This is a genomic window from Mucilaginibacter ginsenosidivorax (assembly GCF_007971525.1).
Lineage (GTDB): Bacteria > Bacteroidota > Bacteroidia > Sphingobacteriales > Sphingobacteriaceae > Mucilaginibacter > Mucilaginibacter ginsenosidivorax.
The window spans coordinates 3906008-3920543 of sequence record NZ_CP042437.1; the positions used below are offsets into that span (position 1 = coordinate 3906008).

Consider the following 14536-nt stretch of genomic DNA (forward strand, 5'->3'; position numbering starts at 1 on the left):
TTTGATTTTATAGCGCGGACTTACTGACAAATCGTTTTGTTTTTAGATAAGTTATTTTGCCAAAAACTCATCTATTGCCTTTACAGCGCCTTCATACCTATCAGCTCCGGTGCCTGATATCAGTACATAATTGGCATTCAGGGCGTCCAGTTCTTTGTGCCAAACATCCATAAAATACTCCCGCTTGGTAGGGAAATTGCGCAGTGGGTCGTCCTGCCAGGGCAGGTCTATATTAAGCAGTAGGTATAAATCATAAGGGTGGCGGGGCAATTCGTCCAATACTTCCTGTGGCGAGCGGCCAAACATTTCTTCGCTCCATATTTTTACGGTAATAAAGGTGGTATCGCAAATCAGTAACTTGTTGGCCATGGGCAGCAACTGCTGTTCCAAAGCCAGTTGGCCGTAAAACATATTAATCTCATCCTGCCAGGTGCAGGGCTCTGTCAGCTTTTCGCAATAGCCACGGGCGTACTCAGGTACAGCAATGGTTTGATAATGCGCTGCCAGGTAATCAGACATGGTTGATTTTCCTGTGGATTCGGGACCTACTACTGCTATTTTGAATACGTGGGACATTGAGGAACCTAAATATTGAAGCTAAATTCCCTCCCAGGGGAGGGGCGCGGCGATTTGCGCGGTGGCAGGTAGGGGTTCGCCGCCTTACTTATCAGTGGGCTAAACCCCTTCCTCCCCCTTCCCCGAGGAAGGAATCGCACAGGCCTTTTTTTCTTGATTGTTTGCAAACCTACTACCGCTCCAGTTTTGCTATCCTTGTTGGGGTATCTGTGCCGGCAACAATACTGCGCGAACTTAGCGCAATTGCCCTGATGGTTGAAGTAATATTACTTACATCCAAAGAGCTGAACTCATCTTTTACGGTATGGTATAACTTGTCGATATCTATCTGATCGGTTGATATGGTGTGCGCCGGTACGCCAAGCCTGGCCAGTGTTGCATTATCGCTCCGGTAAAACAAATCTTGCTCAGGATATGGGTCCGGGTAAAATTTAAAAGCGGTGCCATCCAGGTTTTTTTGCAGGATCTTGCCAAAATCAGAGCGTTCATAGCCGGTTATAAATGCCGAGTTTTGGCCGAATTTTGATGCCTTGCCAATCATTTCGATATTGAACATGGCAACCGTTTTATCTGGGTTTACCTGGCCCGAGAAGTATTGCGAACCGTAACCGCCAATTTCTTCGGCACAAAAAGCAACAAAAAGAAGGGTGCGGGCATTATTGTTTAGCTTTTTGTAATATTTAGCCAACGATATAACAGCGGTTGTACCCGACGCATCGTCATCCGCGCCGTTGGCAATGCTGTCACCCTCCATAGGTTTTAGGATACCCAGGTGATCATAATGGCCCGAAAATACTACAAACTCATCCGGCTTGGTTTTACCTGGGATCATGCCTGCAACGTTAAACAAAGGAAGTTCTTCGGCTTTGGTTTCGTAATTCGCATCAAACGTGGTTACTTTATCAAAAGTTCCCAGCACAAATATAACAGGGCTTGTTGCTTTGCCTTTAAAGGTTACGCTGCCCCTGCCGCTAAATCCGCGTACGCGGGTAAACAAATCTTTAAATTTAGGGTCAACCAGCACCAGCGATTTTTTACCGCTGCGTGTAACGGCGCCGTACTCCTGCCTGAAATTTTTATCGCCCGTTACCTGTACCACCTGCACATCGGCGTTGGTGCCCCAGCTAAATGATTCGCTTCCGGTTGCAAAAGCGCTGTCGGGCGCAATGCTTTTGCCGTTAATGCTCAGGGTTAACTTAACAGGGGTAGAACGGATCATTTTAAAATCCTGTCTGAAACCGGTATTACCTGCCAGCGGTTTTAGGCCAATGCCTTTAAATTCGCCTTCAATAAATTTGGCTGCTTTTTCGATGCCTGGCGTAAAGGTTGCACGGCCCTGCATGTCATCGGCCGATAGGGTTTTAATAATTCGGCCAACATCATCCTGCACAATCATTTTATTCACGTCCTGTGCAAAGCCACAAGTTGCGGCCGATAATAAAGCTAAGCTTAATAAGATTTTTTTCATGGTTATTTAACTTTTGATTGCAACCAATTGTTGCGGAATGTTTCCTGTTCTTTTGACAAGGGCTTACCTGCTTTTTCAAAGGTAACTACTTCAAAATTAGGATTTGCCTCTAATACAATGGTTGTTTCGTGGCTGCCGGTGCGGCTTTTATAATTTACGGTAAGCTTGTCGCCCGGTTTTTTATCGTTAAGCTGGTCGTCAAAACCTTTCTGGTCTTTAATGTCAACGCCGTTTACCTTTAATATCACATCGCCTGCATCAAGCCCGGCCTTGTATACCGGCGAGCCAATAATTGTGCTTGAAAGTATCGGTAAACCCTCTGCATTACCCGCGCGCGGCTGGCCTGCCCTGCCACGGCCGGCGGTGGTTGCTAATGATCCTGCCCAGCCTTTTTCTGGGTTAATTTTGCGTAAAACCAAGCCCGCTTTGGCCAATAGTTCCTCGTAGTTGTTTTTTTCAATACCCGTAATGTATTTCCTGAAAAAGTCGGCAGCAAATTTCGGGTTGGTTACTTTGCCCAGGTCGGTTTGTAAATCGGGCACGGTATAGGGTTTCATTACTTTACCACGGCTTAGCCAAACCTGGCGCATGTAATCGTCAAGCGTCATATTAAAATCGCTGCGCAGGCGCAAGTCAAGTGCGAGGGCTATGGCGCCGCCATAGGTGTAATAGCTGGTAAAATCGTTGGCGTTGTTGTTAGGATCGATAGAAACACCGGCATCTGCGTATACCGAATAACGGCTCATTTGGGTTGCGGGATATTTAGCGGCGGCAGGGGTGTTTAATACCTGGTTTACAAGGCCGGCAACAGTGCCCGTATAATCGTCAAGATCAACAAAGCCAGATCGTACCAGTAGCAGTTCGCCGTAGTATTGGGTAAAGCCTTCGGCAAACCAAAGTTCGCTGCTCATGTTGGCATGCTCAAAATTGAAAGGCTCCAATGATTTTGGGCGGATGCGTTTCACATTCCAGCTGTGGAAGTATTCATGGGCAAAAACGCCTAACAATCTTTTTTCCAAACCCTCAACCTTAGGGGCAGGTATGGTAATGCAGGTTGAGTTACGATGTTCCATTCCATCGCCTGATGTGGTTGGATGAATGTCGCTGATAAAAGTATATTCGCCATAATCGTAGGCCGGAAATTCGCCAAATACGGCTTTTTCTTCCTGCACCATCCGGGCAACCATTTTGCCAAAATTATCTATTACGGCCTGGCTATCATCGGAGTGAACGGTAAGGTTTATTTTTTCTTTTTTATTATCGTAATTAACCACATCCCAACTGGCAATTTTATAATCAGACAGTTCGGTTGGGCAATCCATCATGTATTGCAGGTTGGGGGCGCTGTACACGTTTTTATCCTCGTGTTTTAACTGGGTAGCCACATGCCAGCCATATTTATCCAAATCGTTAAACTGGAAGGTGACAGGCCTTTTATCTTGCCCAACAACCCACATAAAAGTGGCGGGCATGTTCAGGTGGGCGTGGCTTGGGTCGATGCTGGCGTAGGTGCCATCTGTCCAGTTGCCAAAAAGGGTATAGCTTACTTTTACCGTGGATGGATGCTCCTCTATCGAGTAAATATCACCTTCAACCTGCTTCAATTCAAGGGCCTTGCCATTTACATCGGTAGCGGCAACATTATAAATATTTTTACCAAATTCATGCGTGGCATAACGGCCGGCAGATGAGCGGCTCATCCTAACCAGCAAAGGGCCGGTTGGGGCCTGCGGAATGGTGATGGTAATCTCGGCCTCGTGATGGGCGGCATTAGGGAACGATATGGAATAATAAATAGCTTTTGGTGCATCCTGTTGGGCTATGGCAGCTGCCGAAAACAGGGATGCAAACGCGAGGAGTAATGTTTTTTTCATGTATTATGATTAGCAGCGATGAAATTACAACTAATCGGCCAAATTGCATTATATCAATATTATTACAGAAGAAGGTGTTTGCCCTCCCATTATTGTATTTTCATGCAGAGCAAGCAAAGCCGCAAGTTTTAAGAGGTTTTGCGCTGCCGCCTTTCACATAAGAATCTTTAATATATCAGTTACACCAATTACACGTATTTTTGAATTATGAAAAGACTGATACGCAGTTTTGGTTTTGCTTTTAAGGGCTTAAGGTATGCCACAGCAACGCAGCCTAATTTCAGGATACACCTGGTATTGGCTTTTATTGCGGTGATGCTGGGTTTTGCGCTCCATATTGCCTTTGCAGAATGGCAATGGATTATGCTGGCAATTGCCTTTGTACTGGTAATTGAGCTTTTAAACACCGGGATTGAAACATTGACCGACCTGGTATCGCCGGACTATAATGAAATGGCGGGCAGGGTTAAAGATGTTTGCGCGGGCGCAGTAGTAATTGCAGCCCTGTTTGCACTTGTAACGGGCATCGTAATATTTTTACCAAAACTTATTTTACTGGTAAGGCATGCTGCATAAAACCCGTGGCATAGTATTTAAAGCCACCGATTATGGCGAAAGCAGTGTAATTGTGCAAATTTTTACCGAGAAGTTCGGCCTGCAATCGTACATCATTAATGGGGCCAAAAAGCCAAAAGCAAAAATAGGCCGCAATATGCTCCAGCCGCTTCACCTGCTTGATTTGGTTGTTTATCATAAAAATACCGGTAGTGTGCAACGCATAGCCGAGCTTAAAAATTCGCCCGTATTACAAAGCATCCCCTATGATGTGATCAAAAGCTGCATTGCCATTTTTTTAAACGAGGTGCTATACAAATCCATCAAACAGCAGTCGGCCGAGGAGAATATTTTTGATTTTGTTTTTAGTGCGATAGAATGGCTGGATCATCAAACCGGCAATGTAGCCAACTTTCACCTGCTGTTTTTATCCCGGCTTACCCGGTACCTGGGATTTTATCCCGACAGGGCGCTGATTGACCATGCCGACTATTTCGACCTGAAGAACGGGACGTTCAGCAAATATAAGCCAGATACCGTAATGTACCTGTCGCCACCGCATACGCAAAACTTTAGCAGGCTGCTCAAAAGCAGTTTTGAAAATATGGATCAGCTGAAACTGAGTAACGACGAGCGGCGTTATCTTATCCAGAAATTAATGGAGTACTATGCCCTGCATATTGAAGGCTTTGGCAATATCCGCTCGGGCGATGTGCTGGAAGAGGTTCTTTCTTAAGTCTTGAGTCGGAAGTCTTAAGTTCTAAGTCAAAAAAACTTTCTTTATAGTCAAATGCGTTGAGTTGAAAGTTCTTCTCGCTCCTGAAAAGCTGGGGTATGCAATGGCATTACTGAATATCATTATAGCTGGTTGGATGCATTATTTCGGATCAAGCAGAATAGTAGAGGGGATGAATAAAAAAAAGTTTGTTTTTTTGTAGGATAATAAATATTTACAGACTTATCCGCTGCACACGAAACCCTTGTCCGCCTGATTTTACCTGAAGGCATCTTGGAATACTTTGAACTTACCGATGTCCGCTCGTCAGAGAATGGGCAATTGAATATCCATTTGGAAGAAAAGAACCAGCCGCCTTCGGGGTATGAGAAGTCACAACTGGAATCAAAAGGTTTCTTACCCGAAACGGCTATACAGGATTTTCCGATCCGTGGACATAAGGTAGCGCTTTGTATTAAAAGGCGGAGATGGGAAGTAAAGCAAACCGGGGCTATCATTACAAGGGATTGGAATTTAGTACGAAAAGGCGCACGGATGACGACAGAGTTCGGCACTTTTTTAAAAGGAATATTTGGATAATAACCCGATCAGTTGCCACCTTTTAGGCCGTTTATATTCTTTGGATGGCAAGCAGTTACAACAACAATATAAAGACCATCTCAGTAATTTTCACAGTTGGGGCCAGAAAGATCATGCAGATGAATGGATGCTGTTTGCTGACAATATTGGCCCCTCGCTCAGCATAGACGAAACCGCTCTGAGTAATGGGGAACTGTATACGATTGTGACCAATAAGGAAGCAAAAGGCGGTAAAAAAGCGATCGTGGCGATGCTCAGGGGTACACAGGCCGAACAGATCATGACCGTGTTGGAACGAATCCCGGTACGTAAAAGAAATAGGGTAAAAGAAGTGACGATGGACATGGCAGCGAACATGATCAAAGCTATCCGCAGATGCTTTTCTAATGCAGTACGCGTTATTGACCGGTTTCATGTACAAAAGCTGGCTTATGATGCCGTACAGGAAGCAAGGATCAAATATCGTTGGGAAGCATTAGAACAAGAGAACAAAGCTATAGAGGAGGCTAAAAAGAATAAGCAAAGTCATCAGCCCGAAGTATTTAGCAATGGAGATACTTTAAAACAGTTACTGGCCAGGAGCAGATATCTGTTATTTAAGCATCAGGCCAAATGGACAGCATCACAAAAAGAAAGAGCTGATCTGTTGTTTCCAAGGTATCCCTTGCTGCTCAAAGCTTACAACCTGTCCATCCGGCTGGGGCAAATCTTCACCATCTGTAAAGACAAGCAGCAGGCATTCAAAAGATTGGCTATCTGGTATAACGATATAGAAGAGGCAGGAATTGATGCTTTTAAAACCGTAGCAAGGTCTGTTCAAACGCATTATGAGTCTATCTTGAACTTCTTCGACAACAGGAGTACAAATGCTTCTGCCGAATCCTTTAATGCCAAGATCAAAGCTTTCAGGGCTACTTCAAGAGGCGTTAGAGATACCACCTTCTTCCTATTCAGGCTTGCTAAATTATATGCTTAACTATTTATCCACCCCCAACTTTTCGGACTGATCCATTATTTCAGCCTTAAAACATGCCTAAAATAAAAAAAGAGATAGCCAGGTGGCTCTCTCTTTTTTTTTAAGTTGACTGACCTCATTATTTACCATAAAGAACTAATTGGTTAGATCGATAATAACAATTAGGACAAATATAAGCACTATAGGGTTAGTAGACTAATTTTTGGCAAAAAAAGCTTCATTTTTATGAAAAAACACCATATTTTGATGAAAAAAGCGTGTTTTTTGAAAAAAAGGCCCTTATTTTGCCATTTTTTCAATCAAAATGGTCAAAAAATGCGCCGGTTTTTGCCGGGGACAGGGCTTCAGTTTTGCAGTGACGCAGACCTTCAAGGCGATTAAGTTTGGGGATGTACTGAATTTTGTATCGAAAAAGAGAGCCCAAACTTTAAGAAAAAATAGGTAAACCATATCGATAGCTGTATGGGTATAAAGGTTGTGCTGTATAACTTTTGATGTTCGGTTAACATAGCGTCTGTTTGAACGTCGGCTACGACTCACCCCGGCTACGCTGCGCTGGCCGACCCTCTCTCCGGCTAAAGCCGCAAAGAGGGTTTGAAAAAAAACTTCTTGCCCCTCTATGCGACGCAGTCGGAGAGAGGGGCAGACGGGCGTAGCCTCGTCGGGGTGAGTCGTCGCCGCCAGTCACTTTGCCCCTTGCACAAAGCCTCATTCACATGCAAAGCGTTTTAGAAACCACACTGCGCTTAAACCAACAAATCCGGCCTGTTTTGCAAGCCGGATTTGTTGTTATGGATATAGCAAACGATTATTTAAGTGAGTATACCCAGTTAACTATCTGTTTAATTTCAGCCGGTTTTAGGTTAGGGTGGGCGGGCATATCCACATCGCCCCAAACCCCGTGACCGCCGGTTGCTATTTTTTTAACCAGGTGCGCGGTTGATGCTGCGTTTTTGGGGTACTTTTTAGCAACGTCGGTAAATGCCGGGCCTACTGACTTTTCGGCTACTTTGTGGCAAGCCTTGCAATCTAAAGACATCATTAAGGTCATCCCCGCGGCGTTAGCCTTAATGTTTGCCATTTTTAGTTTCATATCTGGCGAATCCTGACCGGCTAATACCGGTGTGGTTTTACTTAACGTGGCTGCGCCTTCATCATCTTTAACCTCAACCGATACATTATAGTTGCCTTTTTTAGTATACGTATAAACCAGCTTTGGCAAAGCCGTTGTTTTTTTGATGCCGTTGCCCAGGTTCCAGGTGTAGGTCATTGCGTTATTCTCCGGATCGGTTGCGGTTGCGGTAAAAGTTACCGCTAAAGGCAATTTACCGAATGCTTTATTTGCCGTAATACTTTTTACTTCGGGCGCGCGGTTGCCGTTATTGTAATCAATACGGGCCAAACCGGCATCCTTGTTTTTTGTAAACCAGCCCGAGCCATATTCAAGCACATAAATTTTCCCGTCGGGACCGGTTTCCATATCAATAGGCGAGTTGAATTTGGTGGTGGCCATAAACGGTTCCATTTTGTCCAGGTCGCCATTGGGTTGCAGGGTAAGTACTTTTATCCAGCCGCGGATCCAATCATAAAAAAATACTTTTTTGTTATAATAATCGGGCAGGCGTGTTGCTTTGGGATACAGGTCTGTATAATAAATGGGGCCGGCCATGGTAGTACGCCCGCCAGAGCCAACTTGCGGAAAATCTTTCGATTCGCCATAAGGATACCAGATAAATGCAGGTTGTGCAGGCGGCAGTTCTCTTAAGCCTGTATTGTTCCTGGAATCGTTTATCGGGTGCAGCGGGTCAAAATTAGGGCCCGATTCGCCGGTTGCATAGTTATAGGCATGGTAAGGGATATTGGGGCCAATAAACAACGGCCATCCAAAGAAACCTGCCGCTTTGGCCTGGTTAAATTCATCGTAACCACGCGGTCCGCGTGTAGCCAGGCTATCGTTATTGGCATCGGGCCCAACTTCGCCCCAGTACAGGTAGTCGTTCTTTTTATCAACGGCTATACGGTATGGGTTTCGGTCGCCCATTACATAAATTTCGGGGCGGGTGCCTGCGGTGCCCGGTTTAAACAGGTTGCCATCGGGGATGGTATAAGTACCATCACTTTTTATTTTTATCCTCAGGATTTTGCCTCTTAAATCGTTGGTATTCCCTGCAGAGCGCCTTGAATCATGATTTAAATGCTCGGGGCGGTCGTCCAAAGGTGCAAACGCATGCGTATCATGGGGCAAGTTTTTGCCCTCATCAAATGGCGTAGTATTATCGCCGGTAGATACAAAAAGCAAATGATCGGGCCCAAACGCTATTGAGCCGCCGGTATGACAGCAAATTTCACGTTGAGAGTACAGTTGTAATACAATTTTTTCTGATTTATTGTCGATAGTATCGCCTGTAAGCGTAAATCGCGATAAACGGTTTACCGAAGTATCGGCCGGACTGTAATAAATATATACATAGTGGTTGGTTTTAAAATCCGGATCGGCCTGGATGCCTAAAACGCCCTCTTCGGCATTTACGCCTTTAGTGTGCAGCGTTTTAAAATAAGCGTTCAGGAAACCAACCTGTTTTATGGTTTTGGTGGCGTTTTTAAACAGCATGATTTCGCCCCGGCGCTGGGTTACTAAAATATCCAGGTTGGGCAAAATGGTCATTTCCGTAGGCTCGTAAAAAGTACCCTGAATAAGGGATGTTCTTACAAAACGGTTTTCCTCGGGCACACGCAACGTGGTACATTTGGAATAATCGAGTTTTTTATTATCGCCAATGGCATATTTAATACCGCCCAGCAGGTGGCCTAAATATACAGGGTCGCTGTACGATTCGTCGGTATGACCAAGTTCGGTATAAAAAGCGCGTCCGTTTTCAAAGTCGTGGTACCAGGCCATTGGGTGGTTATCGCCGTTGATGCCACCTTTGTAGCTGTTTTCGTCAATTTTAATTAGCACATGCAGATTTTTGCTGATCTTTTTAAAGTTGTACCACTCGTCAGTCCTTTTCCATTCATCGGGCAAAGCGCGGGTTGAGGGATGATTTTTATCCACCACTTTTAATATGGCCTCCTGCATAGCAGGGTGGCTGTCAAAGTAGGCGCCCACCAAACGGCCGTACCATTGCCAATCATATTCGGCATCGGCGGCGGCATGTACACCAACAAAATTGCCGCCTGCCTGCATATAGCGTTCCAGGTCGGCCTGTTGGTAATTGTTAAGCATATAGCCGGTAGTGCTTAAAAACACAACTGCAGTGTATTGGCTAAGATTGGTTTCGCTGATTTTTGCAGCGTTGGATGTGGTATCAACCGAGAAATTGTTTTCGGCGCCCAGTTTTATAATAGCTGCAGAACCTGCCGCAATGGATGCATGGTGATAACCGGATGTTTTAGTGAATACCAGAATTTTGGGCTTAACAACTATTTTGCTGAAGTTGAATACAAGCACAGACAGTGACAGCAGTAATGAAATTTTTAATCGCATAGAAAATATTGAGAGGTTTTATGGGTACTTGCCTGGGTTTTTGATTTGTGGCTAAAATCGGCTGAATATAGACATTTCCATCGATTGCGTAACTTTAGTATCGCAAATATTACAAGTTAATAACAAGGTGGTTTGGCTGGATAAAATGAGTGTTTGTACAACAATTAAAAAAAGGAAACGTCGTTTGAGTAAAAAAATAAGGCGCTTTTTTAAAAATTAACCGTGCTTATTTCTCCACCTGAGCAAGCCAGTCTGATATCACTTTTTTCATGCCAGCCTCTTTGCTTTTTAAATCATCCATATCCTTAATATATAAAAGTCGGCGGCCATCCGCATAGTCGCCCTCTAAAAGTCCTGTGTTATCAATAACTTTTGCCCCGCTGGGAAAAACCAGCAAAATGCGTTTATGCAGGTTCATCACCATGATATACCTTTTATATTCTTTGGGGTTAAAGGGCTTCATTTCGCCAGTGTACAAAAAGCTGGGGGCGTTCCATTTTATCTCTTCGCCAATTTCAGGGTTCACGCTTAAAACTATCTGCCTGATGGCCTGTACAATTTGGGCAACCGGGGCGTCCAGTTTTTCAATGTATTCGGTTACCTGTTGGCTGTTTGTTTTGGGTGGTAATTTGGCCATGGTTATTTGCAGGTTATTAAGGTTATACAAATATGTTGAATATCGGGGAGGATTGAAAGCGGATGCCCACTAAACGGCTAAGCCATTTTTAGCTCCTTTAACCCTTAATTTGGCTCAGAAACTACATTTTACAGTTGCGGCTTCAGGGTTGACGGCTGATAATTCTTCGGGTGTAATGAAGCTCAGTGGTTGAGTGTTCTTACCCATGCTAATATCCTTGAAGTTTATGCTAATAAAGCGGGTTGTAATAAAAAAAATTATCTTTATGATTGTGACCGGCTTTGGGCTTATTGTGCATAAAGCAAGCGTTACAGCAAATAAATAAGGTATTGCATTTTACCAATTGATGCATTATTGATTTTTTACTAACAAATAACCTATGTTTTTAAGATGAAAAATTACGTTTTATTATTGCTAAGCTGGATGTTTGTTTTACTGGCAGCACCGGTTGCGTTTGCCCAAAAAAAGTTTAATGGTCTTGATGTTGGCCTGGGTAACCTGTACCGCACCAGCGATGCCAAAACCCGGTCGATTAGTCCGGAAAATTTTAACGGCGAGAAAGGCAAAGGCGGCATGGCCACCACTGGCACGGGTGCCAATGCCTCGCGCGATTTGGGTCAGACCTGGAAGGTGAGCCCAAGCGTAGTTATCAAAAAACACAGCACATTTACCATTGCCGAAATTAACGAAAGCGGTGCCATTCAGCATATTTGGATGACGCCTACAGGTAACTGGCGTTATAGCATCCTTCGTTTTTACTGGGACGATGAAACCACTCCCGCTGTTGAAGTGCCCGTTGGCGACTTTTTTTGTATGGGCTGGGGTAAGTATTCGCCCCTGGCCAGTTTAGCGGTGGCTGTTAACCCGGGCAGTGCCTTTAACTGTTACTGGCCAATGCCGTTCCGCAAAAAATGCCGCATCACCATGGAAAACATTGATGATAACGATATGGTGCTCTATTACCAGGTTGATTATACGCTGACAGATATCCCCGATGACGCGGGTTACTTTCATGCGCAGTTTCGCCGTACCAATCCCCTGCCGTATAAAAAAGATTATGTTTTGGTGGATAGTATTGTAGGTAAAGGACAGTATGTGGGCACTTATTTAGCTTACGGCAGTCACAAAAACGGCTGGTGGGGCGAGGGCGAGATTAAGTTTTTCATGGATGGCGATACCAAATTCCCTACTATAAACGGCACCGGTACCGAGGATTATTTTTGCGGATCATATGACTTTGATACCCGGCATAAAGATGCCAACGGCAAAGAAAAGAACGAAACCGAATATACCGAATTTAACACACCCTACAGCGGCCTTGCCCAGGTAATTGGCGGCGATGGCCACTATACCGTGGCCCAGCGCTTCGGCCTGTATCGCTGGCATATTGTTGACCCCATCAGGTTTGAGAAAAGCCTGAAAGTAACCATCCAGGCACTGGGCTGGCGACACGACGGGCGTTATATGCCTTTGCAGGACGATATAGCATCCACCGTGTTTTGGTACCAGACCGGCCCAACTAACCCATTCCCCAAATTACCGTCGCGCGACGAACTGGAAGTAAACTGATGAAGCTATACAAAATTGCCAAAGGCATCCTGCTGGAGCATGAAGGTGCCGCTTACATTATTGATGATAGCTGGGATAAACTGGTAAACCGCGACAACCTGGCCGCCTACCTGCAATCCGTTATCGACGATACTACGCCGTTAACCGCTGGGGTATACCAGGAATTTACCAATAGCCGGGCACTGCCGCCCATTGGCACGCAGGAGGTTTGGGCTGCGGGCGTAACCTATTTAAAAAGCCGCGACGCCCGGATGGAAGAATCAGAAAGCTCGGGAGGGGCCAGTTTGTACGATAAGGTTTATGATGCCCCAAGACCCGAACTGTTTTTTAAAGCCACGCACTACCGGGTAAGCGGCCACGGCGGCGAGGTGTACATCCGTAAGGATTCGGAATGGAACGTGCCCGAGCCGGAATTGACCCTGTACATCAATAGCAAAGGCAATATCCAGGGCTATACCATTGGTAACGATATGAGTTCGCGCAGTATTGAGGGCGAAAATGCCCTGTACCTGCCGCAAGCCAAAATCTACGAAAAAAGTGCCGCACTTGGCCCTTGCTTATATGTAAGCGCAGAGCCATTGCCTGCTGATTCGGCCATCAAACTCCTCATCAAAAGAGATGGTGCCGCGGTGTACCAGGATGAAACCACCATATCGCGCATTAAACGCTCTTTTACCGAACTGGCGGGCTATTTATATGCCGAGTGCGATTTTCCGCAGGGTTGTTACCTCATGACGGGTACCTGCCTGGTGCCACCGCCAACGTTTACTTTACAGGTAGGTGATGAGGTTTATATTACGATAGACCACATCGGTACCATGATCAACACCATCGGTATTAACCCTAAACATAAATAATGGCATCATGAAAGGAGGTAAAGTTTTAGTGTTTGTTTTAACAATAGTAACGCTTACATCGTGCAAGGAGATGATGCCCAAGGCGCCTAAAGGCAGCTTTATATTTGACCTTAACTTTTTATTGCATCATGATAGTATTATTGTTTTAAAAACTAACAACGGTTTGGGCATGGTAGCAGTATCTCCCAAATACCAGGCTAAAGTATTTACATCCACAGCCGATGGCTTTAACGGCAAAAGTTTTGGCTGGATCAAATACGAAACCTTCGACCTGAAACAGCCCGACCCGCACATGAACGCTTTTGGCGGCGAAGACAGGCTTTGGCTTGGCCCCGAAGGGGGCAGGTTCTCGCTTTTCTTTAAACCGGGTACCCCAATGGAATTTGCTAACTGGCATACCCCGGCCGCGGTTGACAATGAAAGCTGGCAACTGGTTTCCTCGTCGGATACCCGTGCATCTATGAGTAAAACTACCCGGCTGCAAAACTATGCTGGCACGCAACTGGATATCAAACTCCAGAGGGATATCGAGATCATGGAACCGGAAGCAATTAACCGGTTGCTGGGCATCAGCCCGGATGCCACTATAAAACTGGTTGGCTTTAGCACCATAAACACCATTACCAACACCGGCAACACAGCCTGGGACGAAACCACCGGCGCGCCCTGTCTCTGGAACCTGGATATGTTTACCCCATCGCCTAAAACAGTTATTGTGGTGCCATATGTAGATAATGCCACCGGCAAGGTTGCCACCACCAATTACTTCGGCGAGATTGCTAACGACCGCATCACCTATAAGAAAGGCATCCTGTTGTTTAAAGCCGATGGCAAATCGCGCGGCAAGCTGGGCATCCCGCCAAACCGGGCCAAAAACATTGCCGGCAGCTATGATGCCAGCAACCGGGTACTAACCATTACCGTTTTTGATATTGACAACGGCGCCAGATACCTTAACCAGGAGTGGAAAACCGACACCGCCCCCTTTAGCGGCGATGCCGTAAACGCCTATAACGACGGCCCGCTGGCAGATGGCAAACAGATGGGCCCTTTTTACGAAATTGAAAGCGTATCGCCAGCCGCGTTTTTAAAACCCGGCCAAAAGCTGGCGCACAAGCACAGCGTATTCCACTTTACCGGGGACGAAAAAGCACTTAACACCATCGCCCTGAAAACGCTGGGTGTTTCAATAAAAGATATTACATCAGCATTAAAATAAAAG

General features: G+C 45.4%; 12 protein-coding genes. 7 read left to right on the forward strand and 5 right to left on the reverse strand.

Annotated features, from left to right (window positions below):
- Window positions 1–51: 51 nt before the first annotated feature.
- The 3 genes from FSB76_RS16405 to FSB76_RS16415 all read right to left on the reverse strand — a co-directional run bounded on the left by FSB76_RS16405 (window position 52) and on the right by FSB76_RS16415 (window position 3918).
- The gene (locus FSB76_RS16405) at window positions 52–576 is read right to left on the reverse strand and encodes an AAA family ATPase (protein WP_147055146.1); all 525 of its coding nucleotides are present in this window, start codon (window positions 574–576) and stop codon (window positions 52–54) included.
- A 172-nt stretch (window positions 577–748) separates the two neighbouring features.
- Window positions 749–2044 carry a M20/M25/M40 family metallo-hydrolase gene (locus FSB76_RS16410; protein WP_147055148.1) on the reverse strand — a complete coding sequence of 432 codons (1296 nt, stop codon included), beginning with the start codon at window positions 2042–2044 and terminating at the stop codon, window positions 749–751.
- A 2-nt stretch (window positions 2045–2046) separates the two neighbouring features.
- Window positions 2047–3918, reverse strand: coding sequence for a M61 family metallopeptidase (locus tag FSB76_RS16415; protein WP_147055150.1), 1872 nt, complete (start codon window positions 3916–3918; stop codon window positions 2047–2049).
- A gap of 207 nt (window positions 3919–4125) precedes the next feature.
- Between FSB76_RS16415 and FSB76_RS16420 the strand changes: the two genes are divergently transcribed.
- The 4 genes from FSB76_RS16420 (at window position 4126) to FSB76_RS16435 (ending at window position 6764) form a co-directional block, all read left to right on the forward strand.
- Window positions 4126–4494 (forward strand): diacylglycerol kinase, encoded by a 369-nt coding sequence (locus FSB76_RS16420; protein ID WP_147055152.1) that lies wholly within the window; start codon window positions 4126–4128, stop codon window positions 4492–4494.
- Window positions 4484–5209: a DNA repair protein RecO gene (gene recO, locus FSB76_RS16425; protein ID WP_147055154.1), complete on the forward strand. Its 726-nt coding sequence runs from the start codon at window positions 4484–4486 to the stop codon at window positions 5207–5209. The genes FSB76_RS16420 and recO overlap by 11 nt, the downstream gene beginning before the upstream one ends.
- A gap of 273 nt (window positions 5210–5482) precedes the next feature.
- Window positions 5483–5788 (forward strand): ISAon1 family transposase N-terminal region protein, encoded by a 306-nt coding sequence (locus tag FSB76_RS16430; RefSeq protein WP_225976221.1) that lies wholly within the window; start codon window positions 5483–5485, stop codon window positions 5786–5788.
- Entirely contained in the window at window positions 5781–6764 is a 984-nt protein-coding gene (locus tag FSB76_RS16435) for an ISAon1 family transposase (RefSeq protein WP_225976222.1), read from the forward strand. Before FSB76_RS16430 ends, FSB76_RS16435 begins: the two co-directional genes overlap by 8 nt.
- Window positions 6765–7572: 808 nt before the next feature.
- Here the strand turns inward: FSB76_RS16435 and FSB76_RS16440 are convergent.
- Both FSB76_RS16440 and FSB76_RS16445 read right to left on the reverse strand, forming a co-directional pair.
- Entirely contained in the window at window positions 7573–10251 is a 2679-nt protein-coding gene (locus FSB76_RS16440; protein ID WP_147055157.1) for a ThuA domain-containing protein, read from the reverse strand.
- 226 nt (window positions 10252–10477) lie between these two features.
- Window positions 10478–10888, reverse strand: coding sequence for a DUF1801 domain-containing protein (locus FSB76_RS16445; protein ID WP_147055159.1), 411 nt, complete (start codon window positions 10886–10888; stop codon window positions 10478–10480).
- A gap of 390 nt (window positions 10889–11278) precedes the next feature.
- On the opposite strand from FSB76_RS16445, the gene FSB76_RS16450 reads away from it, so the two are divergent.
- From FSB76_RS16450 to FSB76_RS16460, 3 genes are read left to right on the forward strand one after another with little or no spacing between them, the layout of a single operon-like run.
- The gene (locus tag FSB76_RS16450; protein WP_147055161.1) at window positions 11279–12457 is read left to right on the forward strand and encodes a glycoside hydrolase family 172 protein; all 1179 of its coding nucleotides are present in this window, start codon (window positions 11279–11281) and stop codon (window positions 12455–12457) included.
- Entirely contained in the window at window positions 12457–13314 is an 858-nt protein-coding gene (locus tag FSB76_RS16455; protein ID WP_147055163.1) for a fumarylacetoacetate hydrolase family protein, read from the forward strand. The genes FSB76_RS16450 and FSB76_RS16455 overlap by 1 nt, the downstream gene beginning before the upstream one ends.
- 7 nt (window positions 13315–13321) lie before the next feature.
- Window positions 13322–14533 (forward strand): DUF6786 family protein, encoded by a 1212-nt coding sequence (locus tag FSB76_RS16460; protein WP_147055165.1) that lies wholly within the window; start codon window positions 13322–13324, stop codon window positions 14531–14533.
- Window positions 14534–14536 lie beyond the last annotated feature (3 nt).

What these genes read in the sequence shown, in the direction of transcription:
- FSB76_RS16405 (WP_147055146.1), bottom strand. Translation starts at nt 576, where the DNA reads ATGTCCCACGTATTCAAAATAGCAGTAGTAGGTCCCGAATCCACAGGA.
- FSB76_RS16460 (WP_147055165.1), top strand. Translation starts at nt 13,322, where the DNA reads ATGAAAGGAGGTAAAGTTTTAGTGTTTGTTTTAACAATAGTAACGCTT.
- FSB76_RS16420 (WP_147055152.1), top strand. Translation starts at nt 4,126, where the DNA reads ATGAAAAGACTGATACGCAGTTTTGGTTTTGCTTTTAAGGGCTTAAGG.
- FSB76_RS16440 (WP_147055157.1), bottom strand. Translation starts at nt 10,251, where the DNA reads ATGCGATTAAAAATTTCATTACTGCTGTCACTGTCTGTGCTTGTATTC.
- FSB76_RS16450 (WP_147055161.1), top strand. Translation starts at nt 11,279, where the DNA reads ATGAAAAATTACGTTTTATTATTGCTAAGCTGGATGTTTGTTTTACTG.
- FSB76_RS16455 (WP_147055163.1), top strand. Translation starts at nt 12,457, where the DNA reads ATGAAGCTATACAAAATTGCCAAAGGCATCCTGCTGGAGCATGAAGGT.
- recO (WP_147055154.1), top strand. Translation starts at nt 4,484, where the DNA reads ATGCTGCATAAAACCCGTGGCATAGTATTTAAAGCCACCGATTATGGC.
- FSB76_RS16410 (WP_147055148.1), bottom strand. Translation starts at nt 2,044, where the DNA reads ATGAAAAAAATCTTATTAAGCTTAGCTTTATTATCGGCCGCAACTTGT.
- FSB76_RS16415 (WP_147055150.1), bottom strand. Translation starts at nt 3,918, where the DNA reads ATGAAAAAAACATTACTCCTCGCGTTTGCATCCCTGTTTTCGGCAGCT.
- FSB76_RS16445 (WP_147055159.1), bottom strand. Translation starts at nt 10,888, where the DNA reads ATGGCCAAATTACCACCCAAAACAAACAGCCAACAGGTAACCGAATAC.